We start from the raw sequence: 18,343 nt of genomic DNA, 5'->3' as shown, positions 1-18,343 counted from the left end.
GCCGGGACGGGTCGACACGCATGAAAAAGCCCGCACGCGGCGGGCTCTTTCCCATGAATGCGCGCTGGCGCCTTACTTGCGCAGCAAGGCCTTCAGTGCGTTCTGCAGACGGCGCGCAGTGGCGGCGTCGTGCGCGGCGGCGAGCACCTTGCCGGCGTCCTGACCCCAGGTCTGGGCCGGCGTCGGATCGCCACGCTTCGTCAGCAGCTTGAGCTGTAGCGCGCGGCGTGCGTCGAGTTGCTCGGCGGGCGTCGGCACTTCGGCGGCCATCTCCAGACGCAGCAGCGCTTCGGCGGCATCGCCCGCGGCGGCCGTCGGTGCGGCGCCCACGGCCTGCGACCACTGGGTGCGCACGGCCGGTGTCACGGCACGGCCGAGTTCCTGCACGCTCGGCAGGCGCGCGGCATCGCGCTGCTCCCAGGCGCCAAGCACCTGCGTGAGCGCTTCGCCGTGGGCCTGCGCGGCCAGCTTGCGCAGCGCCATGTCGGCACGCTCGAGCGCTTCGCGCTGGGCACGGAAGGCGGTATCGCCCAGGCGCGGGCCGCGGTCTTCGCGCGGCGGGCGGTCGCCGAAACGGCCACCGCCCGGCGCGCCGCGATCGCCACCACGGGCATCGGGACGCGGGCCGCCACGGTCGTTCGGACGGCCGGGGCCGCCGGCGCCAGGACGACCGCCGTCGCGGCGATCACCGAAGCGGCCCGTGCCGCGAGCGGCCGGTGCGGCTTCGGCCTTCTTGCTGCTGGGCCGGTCGTCGCCACGCATGGCGACCACGGGCTTGGGTGCGGGCTTCGGCGTCGCGGCCGGCGCGACGCTTGCGGCTTCACCTGCTTCGTGCGCGGCGCTGTCGCTGCGGGCCGAGGCATCGGCGCCGTCTGCGGGAGCGACCAGGTCGGGCGCGTCGGCCACTGCTGCCGCGGGTGCGGACGGCGTGGCTTCGGCATCGCTCGAACCCGGCGTCTGCTCAGCGCTTTCGCCGAACTCGGCGGCGGCCTGGCCGGGGGCTTCGACACCGGTCGCGCCGACCGAGGGGCCGTCGCTCGTGGTGGCGGGTGCCGGCGCGGGCACTTCACCGCGCAGTGCAGCTTCGAGGCCGGCAATGGCGGCGCGGATCTTCTGTGCGTCGCCGCCGGCATTGGCCGCGTCGAGCGCCTTGGAGGCATCGAGCACATGGCGGTCGTGCTCGCTCATGGCGGCCGATGCCTTTTCGCGCTCGACCGTCTTGCGGTTGAAGGCTTCGTCGATGGGTGCGCGGAATGCGTCCCACAGCTTCTGTTCGTGGCGGCGGTCGAGCGGCACGCTCTGCGCCTCGTGCTGCCAGCGCTGTTGCAGCGCCTTGACGGCGTCGATGCGCAGCATCGGCTGGGCGCCCAGCTCGGTGGCTTCGGCGATCATGGCCTGGCGACGTTCGACGCTGGCCTTCTGAGCGGTTTCGAACGGGGCACGGGCGGCACCGAAGGCTTCATTCCACAGCGGTTGCAGCTCGGCGAACACCTTCTCGCCCACGTGGCCGGCATCGCGCCAGCGGTCGGCGAACTGGTGCAGCGCGCGGTTGTGCGCCTTCAGGTCGGTGGCGCCGGCATGCGCGGCGGCCCAGGCCTTGACCTCTTCGATCAGCGCGACACGCAGGGCGCGGTGTTCGGCGGCATCGGCGCGCACCTTCTCGAGCCAGGCCTCGACGACCTTGTGGGCTTCGTTGCAGGCTTCGTCGAAACGCTTCCACAGCGCGTGGTTCGGCACGCCGCCCTGGTCGGCCTGCTTCCACTGGTCGCGCAGGGCGCGCAGGGTTTCCTGCATCTTGCGGCCACCGAGGGCCTGGCCTTCGGGGCGCTTGAGCAGGCCTTCGGCCTTGGCGACGAGGTCTTCGCGGACCTTGTCGGCGCTCCAGCGCTGCCAGCCTTCGAGTTCTCCGGCAGCGACCAGTGCGGCATGCACGCGGGCTTCGAGCGGCGCGTCGACCAGCTTGCCGTGTTCCTTGAGCACGGCGCGCAGCGCAGCGGCAGCGCCGGCGCTGGCCTTGCCGTGGCCTTCGGCGGTTTCCTGTTCGAGTTTGGCGAGCGCGGCCTGCACAGCGTCTTGCGCCGCGGCGCGCACGGCCGGGTCGACCTTGGGTGCGGAGGGACGGGCAGGAGCGGCAGCCTTGGGAGCCACCACTTCGCCGCGTGCTGCGCGCAGTTCGTCGGCCCAGACGGGCACCGGGGGCAAAGGCGCGGCGGCATCGGCGGCTGCGGCCACGGCCTGCGCCAGCGCGCCGTGGAACGAATCGGACACCACGAGCAGCTGCGACTTGGAGGCTTCGAGCTGAGGGGCGAACTTGGCGTCGAGGCTGTTCCAGTTGGCATCGGCCACGATGTCGGCGGCCTGCTGCTGCCAGTGGGTCACGTCGGCGCGCAGCGATTCCTCGGCGGCCTGGGCGTCCTTCCAGCCCTTGGTGGACAGCACTTCGAAGCGCTGTGCCAGCAGGACGGCGGCTTCGCGGTGGACCTGCGCGCGGTGCTGCAGGTCTTCGATGCCCTTGACGCGCTCGGCCAGCTGGGCCTTCAGCCCGGCCAGCGGTTCGCGCGACAGCGGCGCGCCGGCCTTGGCAGCGTCACGCTGCCAGGCCAGTGCGTCGGCGATGTTGAGCTTGGACTGCGCCAGCAGCGTTTCGGCCTTCTGCGCCCATTCGGCTGCGATGGCTTCCTGGCCCTTGGCGCGTTTGATTTCGTCGAGCTTTTCGCGCAGCAGGCGCGCGGCGCCCTTGTCGCGGCCGCTCAACTCCTTGAAGACCTCTTGCATCTGCTCGGACGAAGGGTTGCCCGCGAGCCAGTCGCGGATGCGCGCGGCGCGCTCGCCCGAGGTTGGCGCGGTGAAGGCGCCGCCGGTGAGCGTGTCGAGGGCCTGGAGGTCGTGTGGCTTGGAAGAAGTAGAGGTCACTGCGCGAAATCGTTGTCTTGGTAGAGAAAGCGAAGGCGCCGGCAAAGGCCGGCGCACATCGACATTTTCACCCAGTTGGCGAACAGCCCGCCGAATTCCGTGTCGGAACTGCGGCGCGCACCGTTCAGCGGGCTGAAAAGGGCCCGCAGGATATATGGCAAGGCGAGGCGAAAAGCCAGGCCCCGCCGGCTATTTCATGGTCAGGCTCAGCTCGGCGCCGGGCTTCCAGTCGCTGCCGCTGGCCGTGGTGCGCACGGCCCCCAGGAACAGGCGCTCGCTCGGCAGCTTCTGCGCCAGCAGGTAGTCGCGCACCACGGCGCCACGCTCGACGGCGAGCTGGCGCATCGATTCCTCGTCGACCGGCACGCTGGCCAGCAGCAGGTTTTCCATTTCCTTCACCGGCAGGTCCTTGGCCAGGCCGACCATGTTGCGCGGCTTGGTGATGTCGGAGCGCTTGTAGACGGCGGTGAGCAGCTCAGGGTATTCGGCATCGGTCACCGGCGCCACCTCGGTGCCGGTCTGGCCGCCGCGCACCGCGACACGGCGCTTCTCGGCCTGGGTCAGCTGGCGCAGGCGCTGGCGCTGGTAGGCGTCGCGCTCCTTCTCGAGGCTGGAGGTGCCCACCACCGTCATCTGCAGCGTCGGCCGCTCGGTCAGGGCCTTCACGACCTTGTCCAGGCTTTCTTTCGCGCCGCTGCTGAGCGTGGAACTGCCAGGCTCGAAGGTGATGGCGCTCGAGTCGCCGCTGCCGCCACCGCCCAGGCCGCCGGTCAGCAGGCTGAACGGCGCGGTCACGGCCTTGACGATCAGGTTGACCACCGCCTTGAAGATCAGCGGGCCGATGCTGAACTGCGGGTCGTTGAGCGATCCGCGCAGCGGCAGGTCGACGTCGATCACGCCATTGCGGTCGGCCAGCAGCGTCACGGCCAGGCGCACGGGCAGGCTGTTGGGCGCACCGGCCACCTCGTCGCCGAACTTCAGCTGGTTGAGCACCAGCTTGTTGGTGGCGGTGAGCTGGCCGTCGGGCGCGATCTTGTAGTTGACGTCCATGCTCATCTTGCCGCGCTCGATGCCGTGGCCCGCGTAGCGCACCGAGTACGGCGACAGCGGCGCCAGGTCGAGGTCGCGCATCTTCGCCGTGATGTCGAGTTCAAGCGGCTTGGCCAGCGGGTTGAGCTTGCCGGTGATTTCCAGCGCCGCGGTCTGCTGCGCCTTGCCGCGCAGCTCGAGGTCGGCCAGCGCCGGTCGACCGCCCTGCCCGTTCGGCGGGTTCGACGAGAAGGAGCTGAGCTTGCCGGTCAGCTCGCTCAGGTCGGCCGAGTAGTTGGGCTTGACGAACAGGTCGGTGAAGTCGATCTTGCCGTTGACCAGGCTCATCGGACCGAAGTTGATGACCGGCGCCGGGCCGCTGTCGGCCGCCGGCGCGGCAGCCACGACGGGTGCGGACGCAGCCGGCGCAGGCTCGGGCGCGCCGCCGACCATGGCTTCGGCCGACACCGGCGCACCGCCCGAAGCCCGCTGCGGCGCCGAGGCGGTCGGCGTGCGGGTCGTGGTGGTCGTGCCGCCCGGGCCCTTCTTGGTGCTCGCTTCGGTGGCGGCGGCCGCGGCAGCCTTCGAGGCTTCCTCGCCCTTCTTGGTCAGGCTCAGCAGGTTCAGGCGGCCGGTGGGGTCGACGATCACGCGAGCGAAGAAGTCGGTCAGCGTGGTTTCGCGCACGTCCACCGTCGGGGCCGCGTTGGGTGCGAGGCTGACCTGCAGGCCGCGCAGGCTCAGGGTCTTCCAGCTCAGCAGCTGGCTGTTGCCGCGGTCGAAGCCCGGCGACTGGGTCAGCGAGACGCTGTTGGCGCGGAAGTCGTCCAGCGCGGTGTCGCCGGCCAGCTTCAGGCTCATGCCGGCCGGCGCGCTCGCGTAGCGCACCGTGCCGCGGTAGTTCGCGAAGGCGCGGCGGATGTCCACATTGAGCGCGTCGGCGTAGTAGGCCTTGAAGGCATGCGCCGGGAACGACGCCACCTCGAGCCGCCCCTCGGCCGCCAGCGGCTTGAGCACGATGTTGCCCTTGTAGTCGAAGCGCCCCGGGTCCGCGCGGCGGCCCGCGCCGATGCGGCCCGACACCTGCAGCGGCGAGACGGTGTTGGTGTCGGGGGCGATCTTCTGGGCCAGCAGCTTGAAGGCCGTGACCTCGATCGCCACCGGCGCCGAACCGGCCTTGTCCGCATAGGACAGGCTGCCGTTGTCCACCGCCAGCGTGCCCAGCGTCAGTGCCCAGGGCTTGGTGTTGGCGTTGTCGGGGCGTGCCGCACCGGCGTCGGCCGGCTTGGGCGCCGCCACCTTGGCGCCGCCGGCCGGGGTCTTGAGCCAGCGCTCGAACATCCAGCGCTTCTCGTTGTCGCGCTCGACGCTCACCTTGGGGTTGGTCGCGGTGAACGACGCGATGTTCAAGGTGTGCTTGGTCATATCGACCTCGGCATCGACCAGCTCGAAGCGACCGACGCTGGCCAGCGCGGTCTTTGCCTGGGTCAGCGCCAGGCCGTCGGCGGCCAGGCGGCGCGCCTTGAACTTCAGGTCGGGCTGAGCCCAGGACACGTCGATCTGGCCGCTGAGCTTGCCGTCGAGCGTGGGCTCCAGGCTCTGCGCCAGGTACGGCGCGGCCAACGACAGCGGCAGCGCCTCGACCTCGGTCTGCACGTCGGCGACCTTGTCGGTGGCGTTGCCCTTGAACTTCAGCGTGGCGCCCGCGACGGCGGTGCTGCCGTCGAACTGCGCGGGCTTTTCCATGGGCCAGGTGACGGCCGTGAGGTTGATGCCGAGGTCGGTGAGGTCGATGGCTGCGGCGGGCTTGACGGTTTCGTCGCGCCAGCCGACACGGCCGCCGTCGAGCGCGATCTTGTCGACCTGCACCTTGAGCTTGGGCTTCTCGACGGCCGGTTTGCCCTCCGCCGCGCTCGCGGCGGGCGCGGGCAGCGGCGCCGCCTTCTCGGCCGCGCCGGTCGCCGGGTCGGTGGCCATCAGGTTGAGCTGGCCGGCGGCGTCGCGCGCCACCACCAGCTGCGGCTTGGCCAGCGCGACCTCGCTCAGGTGGAACACCGACTCCAGCGGTCGCACGTCGGCCAGTGCCAGCTTGAGCGAGTCGAAGCCCAGCAGGTCGCGACCGCGCGCGTCGCCCAGCTTGGCGCCATGGGCCTCGACCGTGCCGGTGATCTTCAGGCCGATGGTGCTGGTCTGCTGGAAATCGATCTTCAGGTCGGCATCGAGGCTGCCGGCCTGCAGCTTCACCGGCAGGCCGCCGGGGATGTAGCCCAGGTAGGGCACGAGGTCGAGCCCCTTGAACTGCACGTGGGCGTCGGTCTTGCGGCTTTGCGCGAACGGGGTCGTGAAGGCGGCCGAGTCGAACTGGCTGCCGTTGAGCGCAAAGGCCAGCTTGGGCTCGGTCTTGATCTCGCGCTTGGAGGCGAGGTTGCTCAGGAACGGCACATTCAGCATGAAGCCACGCAGCTCGTGCCGGCGCTTCACAGTCTGGTCGTCGAAATCGACCGCGCCGTCCTTGATCGAGATGTTGTAGATCGCGAAGCGCGCGGGCTCGGCCTTCGGATCGGGCGGCGGGCCCGAGGCCAGCTTGGCCAGGATGTCGTCGATGTCGTACTTGCCGTCGGCCAGGTGCGTGAGCAGCACCGCGGGTGCCTCGACCGTCACCGCGTCGATCACGGGCGCCAGGCGGAACAGCGATTGCAATTCGGCGTCGGCATAGATGCGCTTGATGGCCACCTGCGGCTGCTTGCCGTCGGCGGTGGCGATGCGCAGGTCATTCAGTGCGAGCTCGAGCGTCCAGGGCTTGAAGTCGATCTTGCCGACGGTGACCTGCCGGCCCAGCTTTTCGCTCGCGATCTTCTGGAGCTGGCTCTTGGCGATTGGTGGCACCGCCAGCCACGCGATGACCCACAGGGCCAACAACACCAGCAACGCGACGACCCCACGCCGCACCCATTTGTTCTGTTTGATCGAAGCAGCATCCATCCGCAGAAGTGTGCCGCAAACAGATGCCAACAAAGTCTGCCGAAACGTGAATGCGTTCCCTTTTGGCGAGGCGTTGTGATGCGAAGGCAATCACCGCCGGCGTGGATAGGCCGAAAGTGCGCGCCCCGAAAACAAGAAAGCCCGGTGAGTCGACGAAGTGTCTTGTCACCGGGCTTGATGGCGGGCTCAAAACCCATGCCATCGATTCGCGCGACCGGAAGTAATGGTTCCCGCCGTGCTGGCAGCAAGAGATTGCCGCCGTGGAGTCCTCCATCGTTCGAGTCCTTGACTTGCACCTCGGACTGCCTGACTTCGGAAAAACGCCTGAAACCTCAGGCCCGTCCAGATTAGGCGTCTCACCCTTCCTTTGCAAATCCCTTTTTCCAAGGGATTTCCCGTAGGCCCGCTCCCCTTGGCAGCCCCTCGGACGGAGGGATTCTTCAAGCACTTATTAACATATGAAACCAAATCCTTATGCTTGACCGTGTATTTAGCCACGATAGAATCCCGCCTGCCCTTGCTGCCGGACGCAGCAGGGCCTCCCTGAATCCGCTGCCGAATTCCACCGGCGTGATCAGGCCGCCGCGCTCCCTACCCCCACCCCTCCATGCGCGGAGCCTGATTCGTACATACCAATCCAAGCGCCGCTGCCTTCATCCACCGCCCTTTCAGGCGCTGCATGCCAGGTGCCGCACAGAAAGGAAAAAAGCGATGAGCAAGGCGTTTGATGCCACAGCCCGCGGGCTACGGACCTTCGTGTCCGATGTGGCAGACGGCTTTTTTGAAATCACCCACAACGGGTTTGCGCTGGTCGGCCTGGCCATCGTGTTCGCGGCCCTCGCCCTCGTGGCGCGTCCCGACCTGCGCAAGACCGGCGAGGAACAACTGATGGGCTGGCTGCAGTCGCGCAAGCCCGCGCCCGAACCCACGGACCTCGAGCCGACCGCCATCGAGCGCACCACGGCCGCGAGCCCCGACGAGCTGCCCAAGCAGCAGGCGGCGGTGGCCTACTGGCTCAGCAAGAAGTACCGCGTTGCGGCCGAACCGCTGAGCGTGCTGGTCTCCGAGGCCTACCAGATCGGCAAGCGCACCAAGCTCGACCCCACGCTGATCCTGGCCATCATGGCCATCGAGTCCAGCTTCAACCCGTTCGCGCAAAGCCACGTCGGCGCCCAAGGCCTGATGCAGGTCATGACGCGCGTGCACGGCGACAAGTACGAAAGCGCGGGCGGCACGCTCACCGCCTTCGACCCCGTGACCAACATGCGCGTCGGCGTGAAGGTGCTGCAGGAATGTATCGCCCGCGCCGGCTCGCTCGAAGGCGGCCTGCGCTACTACGTGGGCGCCGCCAACCTCGACGACGACGGCGGCTATGCCGCCAAGGTGCTGGCCGAACACGAGCGCCTGCGCCAGGTCGCCGCCGGCCGCGCGCCGTCGACGATGGTCGTGCCGCCGCCGACCACGGCGCGCGCACAGCCGATCCCGGTCGTGGCACCGGCCAAGCCCGCGGGTGAAGAGCCCGCCACCGGCAGCGAGCCGGCCAAGGTCGCCCTGCTCTCCGCAGTTTCCTGAGGCCTTGCCGGCCCTCCCGGCCCGGATGCGTGCGGGCCTGCGCTACACTCGGCCTGTACGCGACTGGCGATAGGCGCAGCACCCTGAAAAAGGTGCCACGCGCTGACGTGGAATACCACTGGGAAGCGTGCCGCCTGGCCACAACAGGCGTTCAGCCGTTCGCCTGGGCAGCCCTTGTTTGGTTGAACAAGGACCTCGTCTTCAAAGGACTGCCATGTACCAACGCAATATCCTGGTCGAACAGACCGATCCCGAAATCTGGGCCGCCATTCAAGCCGAAAACGCGCGCCAGGAACATCACATCGAGCTGATCGCCAGCGAGAACTACGCCTCGCCGGCCGTCATGGCCGCCCAGGGCTCGCAGCTCACCAACAAGTACGCCGAAGGCTACCCGGGCAAGCGCTATTACGGCGGCTGCGAGCACGTCGACGTGGCCGAGCAACTGGCCATCGACCGCGTCAAGCAGATCTTCGGCGCCGACGCCGCGAACGTGCAGCCGCACTGCGGCGCCTCGGCCAACGAAGCCGTGATGCTCGCCTTCCTGAAGCCCGGCGACACCATCATGGGCATGAGCCTGGCCGAAGGCGGCCACCTGACCCACGGCATGCCTCTCAACATGAGCGGCAAGTGGTTCAACGTGGTGAGCTACGGCCTGGACGCCAACGAAGCCATCGACTACGACGCAATGGAACGCAAGGCGCATGAGCACATGCCCAAGCTGATCATCGCGGGCGCCTCGGCCTACTCGCTGCACATCGACTTCGAGCGTTTCGCCAAGGTCGCCAAGGACGTCGGCGCGATCTTCATGGTCGACATCGCCCACTACGCCGGCCTCGTGGCCGCGGGCGTGTACCCCAACCCGGTGCCGCACGCCGACATCGTGACCTCGACCACGCACAAGAGCCTGCGCGGCCCGCGCGGCGGCATCATCCTGATGAAGTCGCAGCACGAGAAGGCGATCAACAGCGCCATCTTCCCCGGCCTGCAAGGCGGCCCGCTGATGCACGTGATCGCCGCCAAGGCCGTCGCGTTCAAGGAAGCCCTGACGCCCGAGTTCAAGGCCTACCAGCAACAGGTGGTCAAGAACGCCCAGATCGTGGCCGACACCCTCACCGCGCGCGGCCTGCGCATCGTGAGCGGACGCACCGAAAGCCACGTCATGCTGGTCGACCTGCGTTCCAAGGGCATCACCGGCAAGGAAGCCGAAGCCGTGCTGGGCGCCGCCCACATGACGATCAACAAGAACGCGATCCCCAACGACCCGGAAAAGCCGATGGTCACCAGCGGCGTGCGCATCGGCACCCCCGCCATGACCACGCGCGGCTTCAAGGACGAAGAGGCCCGCATCACGGCGAACCTGGTGGCCGACGTGCTCGAGAACCCGCGCGACGCGGCGAACATCGACGCGGTGCGCGCCAAGGTCCACGCCTTGACGAGCCGCTTCCCTGTCTACCGTTGATTTCGTAAATAGAAGAAGAGAAGCACTGACCGCATGAAATGCCCTTTTTGCGGTCATCTCGAAACGCAGGTCGTCGAGACCCGCGTTTCGGAAGACGCCGACTTCGTCCGCAGGCGCCGCCAGTGCAGCGCCTGCGACAAGCGCTTCACCACGTATGAGCGCCCGGACGTCAATTTCCCCGTCGTGGTCAAGAAGGACGGCAGCCGCGCCGACTTCGACTCGACCAAGGTGCGCGCCTCGATGATGCTGGCGCTGCGCAAGCGCCCCGTGAGCATCGAGCAGATCGACAACGCCCTGCTGCGCATCGAACAGAAGCTGCTGGCCAGCGGCCTGCGCGAAATCGATTCGACGAAGGTCGGCGAACTCGTGATGCGCGAACTCAAGAAACTCGACAAGGTCGCCTACGTGCGCTTTGCCTCGGTGTACCGCAGCTTCGAGGACGTCGACGAGTTCCGCCAGCTGCTGCGCGACATCTGACCCCCGAGAAGGCGTGAACGAACCCGGCATGTCCTCTTCCCGACACGACGCCTCCCACATCGCCACCGCCCTGCGGCTGGCCACCTCCGCGATCCGCCTGACCGACCCGAACCCGCGCGTCGGCTGCGTGCTGTGCGACGCCAACGGCCGCGTGATCGGCCAGGGCCACACGCAACAGGCCGGCGGGCCGCACGCCGAGGTGATGGCGCTGCGCGATGCGCAGGCCCAGGGCCATTCGACCGCGGGCGCCACCGCCTACGTCACGCTCGAACCCTGCTCGCACCACGGCCGCACCGGCCCCTGCTGCGACGCACTGATCGCCGCCGGCGTGCGCCGCGTCGTGGCCTCGCTCGCCGACCCGAACCCGCTCGTGGCGGGACAAGGCTTCGAGCGGCTGCGCGCGGCAGGCGTCGAGGTCGAAGTCGGCCCGGGCGCCGACGAATCCCGCGAGCTCAACATCGGCTTCTTCAGCCGCATGATCCGCCAGCAGCCCTGGGTTCGAATGAAGATCGCCGCCTCGATCGACGGCCGCACCGGCCTGCACAACGGCGTGAGCCAGTGGATCACCGGCGAGGCCGCGCGCGCCGACGGCCACGCCTGGCGGGCCCGCACCGGTGCCGTGCTGACCGGCGTCGGCACGCTGCTCGAAGACAACCCGCGCCTGGACGTGCGCCTGGTCGACACACCGCGCCAGCCCCACCTCGTGGTGGTCGACAGCCATCTCCAGACCTCTCCCGACGCTCACATTTTCATAGCTGGCCGCGCCGTCTGGATCTACGCCGCGAGCCGACACAACGAAGAAAAGGCGGCCGCGCTCGAAGCCCGCGGCGCCACCATCACCTGCCTGCCCAACCTGCACGGCAAGGTCGACCTGCCCGCGATGCTCCAGGACCTCGCGGCGCGCGGCGTCAACGAACTGCATGTCGAATCGGGCCACAAGCTCAACGGCTCGCTGCTGCGCGAAGGCTGCGTGGACGAGCTGCTGGTGTACCTGGCGCCCAAGCTGATCGGCAGCGGGCTCGACATCGCCAGCCACCTGCATGCCGAAGGCCCGCTCACCTCGCTCGCAGGCGCGCTGCCGCTCGAATTCAAGTCGGTGGACATGCTGGGGCCCGACCTGCGCATCGTCGCGCGCGTCGCCGGCCGCGACCGCTTCTGAGCCGCCGCCCACGCGGCGCGGCACATTCGCAGCCGCAAACCGGCCCTTCGGGCCGAAGACCCCTCGATGTCTGCGAAAATGTGGAAATGTTCACCGGAATCATCACCGGCGTGGGGCGCATCGCCGCCATCCACGACCTCGGCACCTCCTCCTCCTACGGCAAGCGACTCAGCATCGAGGTGCCCGACGGCTACCTCGACGACGTCGGGCTCGGCGACAGCATCGCGCTCAACGGCGCCTGCATGACTGTCACCACGCTCGCACCTGAACGCGGGCAATTCACCATCGACATTTCCGCGGAGTCCCTCGACAAGACGGCCGGCCTGACCGACGAAGGCAGCCGCATCAACCTCGAGAAGGCCCTGCGCGCCAGCGACCGCCTCGGCGGCCACATCGTCTCGGGCCACGTGGACGGCATCGGCCACGTGAGCTTCTTCGCGCCGGTCGGCGAAAGCTGGGAACTGCGCGTGGTCGCACCGCCCGCGCTGGCGCGCTTCCTGGCCTACAAGGGCTCGATCACCATCAACGGCGTGAGCCTCACGGTCAACAGCGTGAGCGACATTGCCGACGGCGCCGAGGTCAGCATCAACCTGATCCCGCACACCGTGGAAAACACTTCCCTCGGCGGCCTGAAGGCCGGCTCGAAGGTCAACCTCGAAATCGACACCGTGGCGCGCTACGTGGAGCGCATGCTTCAGGCCGGCATGCTCACCCCCTCTCTGACGTCTTCCACGTCTCCCAAGGACACTTCGAAATGAACGCCTCCGTCACGCCGATCGGCGCCCCGCGCGCCGACCGTGCACCCGCACCGATCTCCCCGGTCGAAGACATCGTGGTCGAGCTGGCCGCCGGCCGCATGGTCATCCTCGTAGACGAGGAAGACCGCGAGAACGAAGGCGACATCGTCATCGCCGCCGACCACATCACCGCCGAGTCCATCAACTTCATGGCCCGCCACGCGCGCGGCCTGATCTGCCTCACGCTCTCGCGCGAGATGTGCGAGCGGCTGCAGCTGCCGCCGATGGTCCAGCGCAACGGCGCCAAGCATTCCACTGCATTCACCGTCTCCATCGAGGCAGCCGAAGGCGTGACCACCGGCATCTCGGCCGCCGACCGCGCCCGCACCGTGCAGGCCGCCGTGGCGCGCAACGCCGTGGCCGCCGACCTGGTGCAGCCCGGCCACATCTTCCCGCTGCAGGCGGTGGATGGCGGCGTGCTCATGCGCGCCGGCCACACCGAAGCCGGCTGCGACCTCGCCGCCATGGCCGGCTGCTCGCCCGCCTCGGTGATCTGCGAAGTGATGAACGAAGACGGCACGATGGCCCGCCTGCCCGACCTGCAGATCTTCGCGGCCGAGCACGGCCTCAAGATCGGCACGATTGCCGCGCTCATCGAGCACCGCAGCCGCGTCGAATCGCTGGTCGAAAAAGTCGGCTGCCGCGAGATCCAGACCAACTGGGGCGCCTTCACCGCCCACGCCTTCGTCGACAAGCCCAGCCGCGGCGTGCACCTGGCGCTGGTGCGCGGCCAGTGGGCACCCGAAGAGACGGTGTCGGTGCGCGTGCACGAGCCGCTGTCGGTGCTCGACGCGCTCGAAGTCAACCGCCCAATGCACTCCTGGAGCCTGGACGCCAGCCTCTCGCACATCGCGAACGAAGGCAAGGGCGTGGCCGTGCTGCTGAACTGCGGCGAAACCGCGGCCGAGCTGCTCGCGCAGTTCGACGGCACCGCGCGCCCCGCGCAAGCGCCCGAGCGCGGCCGCATGGACCTGCGCAACTACGGCATCGGCGCGCAGATCCTGCGCGAATGCGGCGTGCACAAGATGAACCTGCTCGGCGCGCCGCGTCGCATGCCGAGCATGGCCGCCGGCTTCGGCCTCGAAATCGCCGGTTACCTCACGAAAGACTGAACGACCATGCAAGGTTCCAACAAGGGCGAGATCACCCTCAACGGCAAAGGCCTGCGCATCGGCATCGTGCAGGCGCGCTTCAACGCCGACATCACCGACGCACTGGCCAAGGCCTGCCTGTCGGAGCTCGAGGCGCTCGGCGTGGCCGCGTCCGACATCCATCATGTGCAGGTGCCCGGCGCGCTCGAAGTGCCCGTGGCGCTGCAGGCGCTCGCCGAGCGCGGGGGCTACCACGCGCTGGTGGCGCTGGGCTGCATCATCCGCGGCGAGACCTACCACTTCGAACTGGTGGCCAACGAATCGGGCGCGAGCGTGAGCCGCGTCGCGCTCGACTACCGCCTGCCCATCGCCAACGCGATCCTCACGACCGAAAACCTCGAACAGGCCGTCGCCCGCCAGACCGACAAGGGCCGCGACGCAGCCCAGGTGGCGGTCGAGATGGCACAACTGCTGGCCACCCTTTCATGACCGAAGACACCTCCAAGTCCGCCAAGCCCCGCCAGTCGCGCACCGGCCTCACCAGCACGGGCGCACGCAAGGCCGCAGCCAAGTCCAACCGCAGCCGCGCGCGCGAGTTCGCGCTGCAGGCGCTCTACCAGCACCTGGTGGGCCGCAACGACCCGACCGACATCGACCACTTCACGCGCGACCTCGCGGGCTTCCACAAGGCCGACGCGGCGCACTACGACGCGCTGCTGCACGGCTCGATCAACGGCGCCGAGCAGCTCGACGCACTGATCCTGCCGCTGCTGGACCGCAAGTTCACCGAAATCTCGCCCATCGAGCACGCCGTGATGTGGATCGGCGTGTACGAGTTCCAGAACTGCCCCGACGTGCCGTGGCGCGTGGTGCTCAACGAGTGCATCGAACTCGCCAAGGAATTCGGTGGCACCGACGGCCACAAGTACGTGAACGCCGTGCTCAACGGCCTGGCACCGCAGCTGCGCCCGCTTGAAGTGGAAGCCGACCGGGCCACCGGCAAGGCGCGCCCATGAGGATCTCGACGCGCGCGCAGCGCATCGAACCGTTTTACGTGATGGAGGTCGCCAAGGCGGCTGGGGTGCTGGCCCGCGAAGTGGCCCACACCGACCGTCCGATGATCTTCCTGAACATCGGCGAGCCAGACTTCACCGCCCCGCCCCTGGTGCAGGAAGCTGCGGCCCGCGCCGTGCGCGCCGGCGCCACGCAGTACACGCAGGCCACCGGCCTGGACCACCTGCGCGAGCGCATCAGCGGCTGGTACAAGCAGCGCTTCAACGTCGACGTGCCGGCGCGCCGCATCGTCGTCACGGCCGGTGCCTCGGCCGCGCTGCAGCTGGCCTGCCTCGCGCTGATCGAATCGGGCGACGAGATCCTGATGCCCGACCCAAGCTACCCCTGCAACCGCCACTTCGTGAGCGCAGCAGACGGCAAGGCCGTGCTGGTGCCGACCACGGCCGAGGAGCGCTTCCAGCTCACCGCCGCCAAGGTCGAGGCCGCCTGGACCGACAAGACCCGCGGCGTGCTGCTGGCCTCGCCCTCGAACCCGACCGGCACCTCGATCGCGCCCGACGAGCTGCGCCGCATCCACAAGGTGGTGTCGCAGCGCGGCGGCATCACGCTGATCGACGAGATCTACCTGGGCCTGTCGTACGACGATGCCTTCGGGCAGACGGCGCTGGCCATCGACGACAACGTCATCAGCATCAACAGCTTCAGCAAGTACTTCAACATGACCGGTTGGCGCCTGGGCTGGCTGGTGGTGCCCGAGGTGCTGGTGCCGGTGGTCGAGCGCCTGGCGCAGAACCTCTTCATCTGCGCGAGCACCGTGTCGCAGTACGCCGCGCTGGCCTGCTTCGAGGCCGAGAGCATCGCCGAGTACGAACGCCGCCGCGCCGAGTTCAAGGCGCGCCGCGACTGGTTCATTCCGCAACTGAACGCCCTGGGCCTGAACGTGCCCGTGGTGCCCGACGGCGCCTTCTACGCCTGGGCCGACTGCACGAGCGTGGCCGACAAGCTCGGCATCTCGGGCAGCTGGGACTTCGCTTTCGAGACCATGAAGCGCGCCCACCTGGCCGTGACGCCCGGGCGCGACTTCGGCACCGCCGAGACCGCGAAGTTCGTGCGCTTCTCCACCGCCAGTTCGATGGCGCACCTGCAGGAATCGGTCGAGCGCCTGCGGGCCATGATCGCGCAATGAGTTTCGAGTTTCCGATTCGCGTCTACTGGGAAGACACCGATGCGGGTGGCATCGTGTTCTACGCCAACTACCTGAAGTTCATGGAGCGCGGTCGCACCGAGTGGCTGCGCTCCCTGGGCGTCGAGCAGCGCAAGCTCAAGGAAGCCACCGGCGGCCAGTTCGTGGTGAGCGAAACGCAGCTCAAATACCATCGGCCCTCGCGGCTGGACGACGAACTGCTGGTTACAGCCGAGCTGCGGCAACTGGGCACGGCGTCGTTGATAATCGGTCAGCGCGTGCTATCAAAAACAGAGCAAGAACGCACCGGGGCCGCGGCACCGGTCTTGCTGTGCGAAGGCACGATCCGCATCGGCTGGGTGGACGCCGCCACCTTGCGCCCTGCGCGCATTCCGGCCCAAGTTTCGGGAACCCTCGAGCACTCCAGCGGCTCCATGACTCAACCTTTCAAGCCATGAACCAAGATCTCTCCATCATCAATCTCCTGCTCCACGCCAGCTTCGTGGTGCAACTGGTCGTGCTGCTGCTGGTGATCGTGTCGGTCGCCAGCTGGGCCGCCATCATCCGCAAGTACTTCGCCCTCAAGCGCATCCGCGTGCTCAACGACGATTTCGAGCGCGAGTTCTGGTCGGGCACCAGCCTGAACGAGCTGTTCGCCTCGGCCGCGCAGAACGCCAAGTTCGCCGGCCCCATGGAGCGCATCTTTGCCTCCGGCATGCGCGAGTACCAGAAGCTGCGCGAACGCCACGTGACCGACGCGGCCACGTTGCTCGACGGCGCCCGCCGTGCGATGCGCGCGAGCTTCCAGCGCGAACTCGATGCGGCCGAGCAGAACCTGTCGTTCCTGGCCACCGTCGGCTCGGTGTCGCCGTACGTGGGCCTCTTCGGCACGGTCTGGGGGATCATGCATGCTTTCACCGGCCTGGCCGCCCTCACGCAGGTGACGCTGGCCACCGTGGCGCCCGGCATCGCCGAAGCGCTGGTGGCCACGGCCATCGGCCTGTTCGCCGCCATTCCCGCGGTGGTCGGCTACAACCGCTTCGCGCGCGAGATCGACAAGATCGCCATCGCCCTGGAGACCTACATCGAAGAGTTCTCCAACATCCTGCAGCGCAACCTCTCGGCCAACCCCGGCGCCGTGACGCCCGCCGCCTCGGTCACCGCCGCGAACCGCTGAACAGCGGCGCGCATAAGAGACAAAGGACGCGACGACATGCCCGCCGTTTCATCCCGGGGCCGCGGCCGCCGCACGATCAACGAGATCAACATGGTCCCGTTCATCGACGTGATGCTGGTGCTGCTGATCATCTTCATGGTCACGGCCCCGCTCATCACGCCGAGCGTGATCAACCTGCCGACGGTCGACCGCGCCAACAAGCAGCCCGAGAAGCCCATCGAGATCGTCATCAAGAGCGACGACGAAGTGCAGATCAAGAAGGATTCATCCACCGGCACCGGTGGCGCGTCGATCCCCATGACGCAGATCGGCTCGGCGGCCAAGGCCGCGCAAGGCGGCGATGCCCAGCGCCCCGTGGTCATCAGCGCCGACAAGTCGGTGAAGTACGAAACCGTCGTGAAGGCGATGAACCAGCTCAAGCGCAGCGGCATCGAGCGCGTGGGGCTGTCGGTCACGACCACGGGCGGCAAATAAGGCATGTCGCTCGCCCTGGATCGCCCCGAGTTCGCGCCGCCGCCGCAGCGCGGCACGCCCCGCGCGGTTGCGCTCGCCCTCATTGCCCATGCGCTGCTGATCGCCGCCCTCACCTGGGGCGTGCGCTGGCGCAGCGAGGCCGACGACGGCGCGGTCGATGCCGAGCTGTGGTCCACCACGGTGATGCAGGCCGCCCCGCGCCTGTCGGTGCCGGAGCCGCCGGCCCCCGTGCCCGCACCGCCGCCGCCTGCGCCCGCACCGCCCCCGCCGCCTCCCCCGGCCGTCAAGCCACCCGAGCCGGCGCCCGCCCCTGCGCCCGACATCGCGCTGGAGCGCGAGAAGAAGCTCAAGGAGCAAAAGGCGCAGAAGGAGCGCGAGCTCGAGCAGCAGCGCGTGCAGCAGCAAAAGAAGAAGGAGCTCGAGGCCAAGGAGCGCGCCGAAGACGAAGCCGAGCGCAAGAAAGAGCAGCAGAAGAAACTGGCCGAGCAGAAGAAGCAGCAGGAAGCCGAGGCCAAGCAGGCCGAAGCGAAGAAGGCGGAGGCGGCCGCCAAGCAGGCCGCCGCCGACCGCGCCGCGACGCTCAAGCGCATGCAGGGCATGGCCGGCGCCAGCGGCAACGAAGACGCCAAGGGCAATGCCCTGCGCACCACTGGCCCGTCGAGCGGCTACGGTGCGCGCATCGCCGAGAAGGTGCGACCGAACATCACCTTCCCCGATGCCGACAACGTCGACGGCAACCCCGTGGCCGAGTTCCTGGTCAACCTGGCGCCCGACGGCACCATCGTCGGCGTCAAGCTCGCCAAGTCCAGCGGCCTGCCGGCCTGGGACGAAGCGGCCGAGCGCGGCCTGCGCAAGACCGACAAGCTGCCGCGCGACAACGACGGGCGCATCTTCCCGTCGCTCATCGTCACGCTCAAGCCCAAGCCCAACCGCTGAAGCCGCAATCACCCACATCGTGGGTGATTGCAAGCGACACCACCCGCTCGTTTAGGATCGTCGGCAACTCATTGTTGCTG

General features: G+C 68.5%; 16 protein-coding genes and 1 riboswitch. Of the genes, 13 read left to right on the top strand and 3 right to left on the bottom strand.

Annotation, left to right across the window (positions count from 1 at the left end; genetic code table 11):
• Nucleotides 1-72: 72 nt before the first annotated feature.
• From AC1RGU_RS08005 to AC1RGU_RS07995, 3 genes are read right to left on the bottom strand one after another with little or no spacing between them, the layout of a single operon-like run.
• A complete protein-coding gene (locus AC1RGU_RS08005; protein WP_492695861.1) occupies nucleotides 73-2,913 on the bottom strand; it encodes a DUF349 domain-containing protein in 2,841 nt (946 codons plus the stop codon).
• Nucleotides 2,910-3,074, bottom strand: coding sequence for a hypothetical protein (locus AC1RGU_RS08000; protein WP_167395012.1), 165 nt, complete (start codon nucleotides 3,072-3,074; stop codon nucleotides 2,910-2,912). The genes AC1RGU_RS08005 and AC1RGU_RS08000 overlap by 4 nt, the downstream gene beginning before the upstream one ends.
• 28 nt (nucleotides 3,075-3,102) lie before the next feature.
• Entirely contained in the window at nucleotides 3,103-6,924 is a 3,822-nt protein-coding gene (locus AC1RGU_RS07995) for a DUF748 domain-containing protein (RefSeq protein WP_492695859.1), read from the bottom strand.
• 711 nt (nucleotides 6,925-7,635) lie between these two features.
• On the opposite strand from AC1RGU_RS07995, the gene AC1RGU_RS07990 reads away from it, so the two are divergent.
• The 13 genes from AC1RGU_RS07990 (at nucleotide 7,636) to tolA (ending at nucleotide 18,263) form a co-directional block, all read left to right on the top strand.
• A complete protein-coding gene (locus AC1RGU_RS07990) occupies nucleotides 7,636-8,496 on the top strand; it encodes a lytic transglycosylase domain-containing protein (protein WP_062481551.1) in 861 nt (286 codons plus the stop codon).
• A 49-nt stretch (nucleotides 8,497-8,545) separates the two neighbouring features.
• Nucleotides 8,546-8,672: riboswitch (ZMP/ZTP riboswitch) on the top strand.
• A 38-nt stretch (nucleotides 8,673-8,710) separates the two neighbouring features.
• Nucleotides 8,711-9,955, top strand: a complete 1,245-nt coding sequence (gene glyA / locus AC1RGU_RS07985) for a serine hydroxymethyltransferase (protein WP_139705484.1) — start codon at nucleotides 8,711-8,713, stop codon at nucleotides 9,953-9,955.
• A gap of 33 nt (nucleotides 9,956-9,988) precedes the next feature.
• Entirely contained in the window at nucleotides 9,989-10,432 is a 444-nt protein-coding gene (gene nrdR / locus AC1RGU_RS07980) for a transcriptional regulator NrdR (RefSeq protein WP_007836918.1), read from the top strand.
• A 28-nt stretch (nucleotides 10,433-10,460) separates the two neighbouring features.
• The gene (gene ribD, locus AC1RGU_RS07975; protein WP_062481554.1) at nucleotides 10,461-11,591 is read left to right on the top strand and encodes a bifunctional diaminohydroxyphosphoribosylaminopyrimidine deaminase/5-amino-6-(5-phosphoribosylamino)uracil reductase RibD; all 1,131 of its coding nucleotides are present in this window, start codon (nucleotides 10,461-10,463) and stop codon (nucleotides 11,589-11,591) included.
• 86 nt (nucleotides 11,592-11,677) lie between these two features.
• A complete protein-coding gene (locus AC1RGU_RS07970) occupies nucleotides 11,678-12,349 on the top strand; it encodes a riboflavin synthase (protein WP_492685487.1) in 672 nt (223 codons plus the stop codon).
• Nucleotides 12,346-13,500, top strand: a complete 1,155-nt coding sequence (ribBA, locus tag AC1RGU_RS07965) for a bifunctional 3,4-dihydroxy-2-butanone-4-phosphate synthase/GTP cyclohydrolase II (protein ID WP_492695856.1) — start codon at nucleotides 12,346-12,348, stop codon at nucleotides 13,498-13,500. The genes AC1RGU_RS07970 and ribBA overlap by 4 nt, the downstream gene beginning before the upstream one ends.
• Nucleotides 13,501-13,506: 6 nt before the next feature.
• On the top strand, nucleotides 13,507-13,968 hold the full coding sequence (ribH, locus tag AC1RGU_RS07960; protein WP_492695854.1) for a 6,7-dimethyl-8-ribityllumazine synthase: 462 nt from the start codon (nucleotides 13,507-13,509) through the stop codon (nucleotides 13,966-13,968).
• The gene (gene nusB / locus AC1RGU_RS07955; protein ID WP_369647275.1) at nucleotides 13,965-14,495 is read left to right on the top strand and encodes a transcription antitermination factor NusB; all 531 of its coding nucleotides are present in this window, start codon (nucleotides 13,965-13,967) and stop codon (nucleotides 14,493-14,495) included. Before ribH ends, nusB begins: the two co-directional genes overlap by 4 nt.
• Nucleotides 14,492-15,679 carry a pyridoxal phosphate-dependent aminotransferase gene (locus tag AC1RGU_RS07950; protein ID WP_492695851.1) on the top strand — a complete coding sequence of 396 codons (1,188 nt, stop codon included), beginning with the start codon at nucleotides 14,492-14,494 and terminating at the stop codon, nucleotides 15,677-15,679. Before nusB ends, AC1RGU_RS07950 begins: the two co-directional genes overlap by 4 nt.
• Nucleotides 15,676-16,134 carry a tol-pal system-associated acyl-CoA thioesterase gene (gene ybgC, locus AC1RGU_RS07945; protein ID WP_070060388.1) on the top strand — a complete coding sequence of 153 codons (459 nt, stop codon included), beginning with the start codon at nucleotides 15,676-15,678 and terminating at the stop codon, nucleotides 16,132-16,134. The genes AC1RGU_RS07950 and ybgC overlap by 4 nt, the downstream gene beginning before the upstream one ends.
• Nucleotides 16,131-16,853, top strand: coding sequence for a protein TolQ (tolQ, locus tag AC1RGU_RS07940; protein WP_070060387.1), 723 nt, complete (start codon nucleotides 16,131-16,133; stop codon nucleotides 16,851-16,853). Before ybgC ends, tolQ begins: the two co-directional genes overlap by 4 nt.
• Nucleotides 16,854-16,889: 36 nt before the next feature.
• Nucleotides 16,890-17,327: an ExbD/TolR family protein gene (locus AC1RGU_RS07935; RefSeq protein WP_492695849.1), complete on the top strand. Its 438-nt coding sequence runs from the start codon at nucleotides 16,890-16,892 to the stop codon at nucleotides 17,325-17,327.
• Nucleotides 17,328-17,330: 3 nt separating this feature from the next.
• Nucleotides 17,331-18,263: a cell envelope integrity protein TolA gene (gene tolA, locus AC1RGU_RS07930; RefSeq protein WP_095947841.1), complete on the top strand. Its 933-nt coding sequence runs from the start codon at nucleotides 17,331-17,333 to the stop codon at nucleotides 18,261-18,263.
• The last annotated feature ends 80 nt before the right edge of the window (nucleotides 18,264-18,343 follow it).

The sequence above is a fragment of the Variovorax sp. GW823-FHT02B07 genome, assembly GCF_058797695.1.
This window is presented reverse-complemented; position numbering and strand designations above follow the sequence as displayed.

What these genes read in the sequence shown, in the direction of transcription:
- nrdR (WP_007836918.1), top strand. Translation starts at nt 9,989, where the DNA reads ATGAAATGCCCTTTTTGCGGTCATCTCGAAACGCAGGTCGTCGAGACC.
- AC1RGU_RS07935 (WP_492695849.1), top strand. Translation starts at nt 16,890, where the DNA reads ATGCCCGCCGTTTCATCCCGGGGCCGCGGCCGCCGCACGATCAACGAG.
- AC1RGU_RS07950 (WP_492695851.1), top strand. Translation starts at nt 14,492, where the DNA reads ATGAGGATCTCGACGCGCGCGCAGCGCATCGAACCGTTTTACGTGATG.
- tolQ (WP_070060387.1), top strand. Translation starts at nt 16,131, where the DNA reads ATGAACCAAGATCTCTCCATCATCAATCTCCTGCTCCACGCCAGCTTC.
- tolA (WP_095947841.1), top strand. Translation starts at nt 17,331, where the DNA reads ATGTCGCTCGCCCTGGATCGCCCCGAGTTCGCGCCGCCGCCGCAGCGC.
- nusB (WP_369647275.1), top strand. Translation starts at nt 13,965, where the DNA reads ATGACCGAAGACACCTCCAAGTCCGCCAAGCCCCGCCAGTCGCGCACC.
- AC1RGU_RS07995 (WP_492695859.1), bottom strand. Translation starts at nt 6,924, where the DNA reads ATGGATGCTGCTTCGATCAAACAGAACAAATGGGTGCGGCGTGGGGTC.
- glyA (WP_139705484.1), top strand. Translation starts at nt 8,711, where the DNA reads ATGTACCAACGCAATATCCTGGTCGAACAGACCGATCCCGAAATCTGG.
- ribBA (WP_492695856.1), top strand. Translation starts at nt 12,346, where the DNA reads ATGAACGCCTCCGTCACGCCGATCGGCGCCCCGCGCGCCGACCGTGCA.
- ybgC (WP_070060388.1), top strand. Translation starts at nt 15,676, where the DNA reads ATGAGTTTCGAGTTTCCGATTCGCGTCTACTGGGAAGACACCGATGCG.
- AC1RGU_RS07990 (WP_062481551.1), top strand. Translation starts at nt 7,636, where the DNA reads ATGAGCAAGGCGTTTGATGCCACAGCCCGCGGGCTACGGACCTTCGTG.
- ribH (WP_492695854.1), top strand. Translation starts at nt 13,507, where the DNA reads ATGCAAGGTTCCAACAAGGGCGAGATCACCCTCAACGGCAAAGGCCTG.
- ribD (WP_062481554.1), top strand. Translation starts at nt 10,461, where the DNA reads ATGTCCTCTTCCCGACACGACGCCTCCCACATCGCCACCGCCCTGCGG.
- AC1RGU_RS07970 (WP_492685487.1), top strand. Translation starts at nt 11,678, where the DNA reads ATGTTCACCGGAATCATCACCGGCGTGGGGCGCATCGCCGCCATCCAC.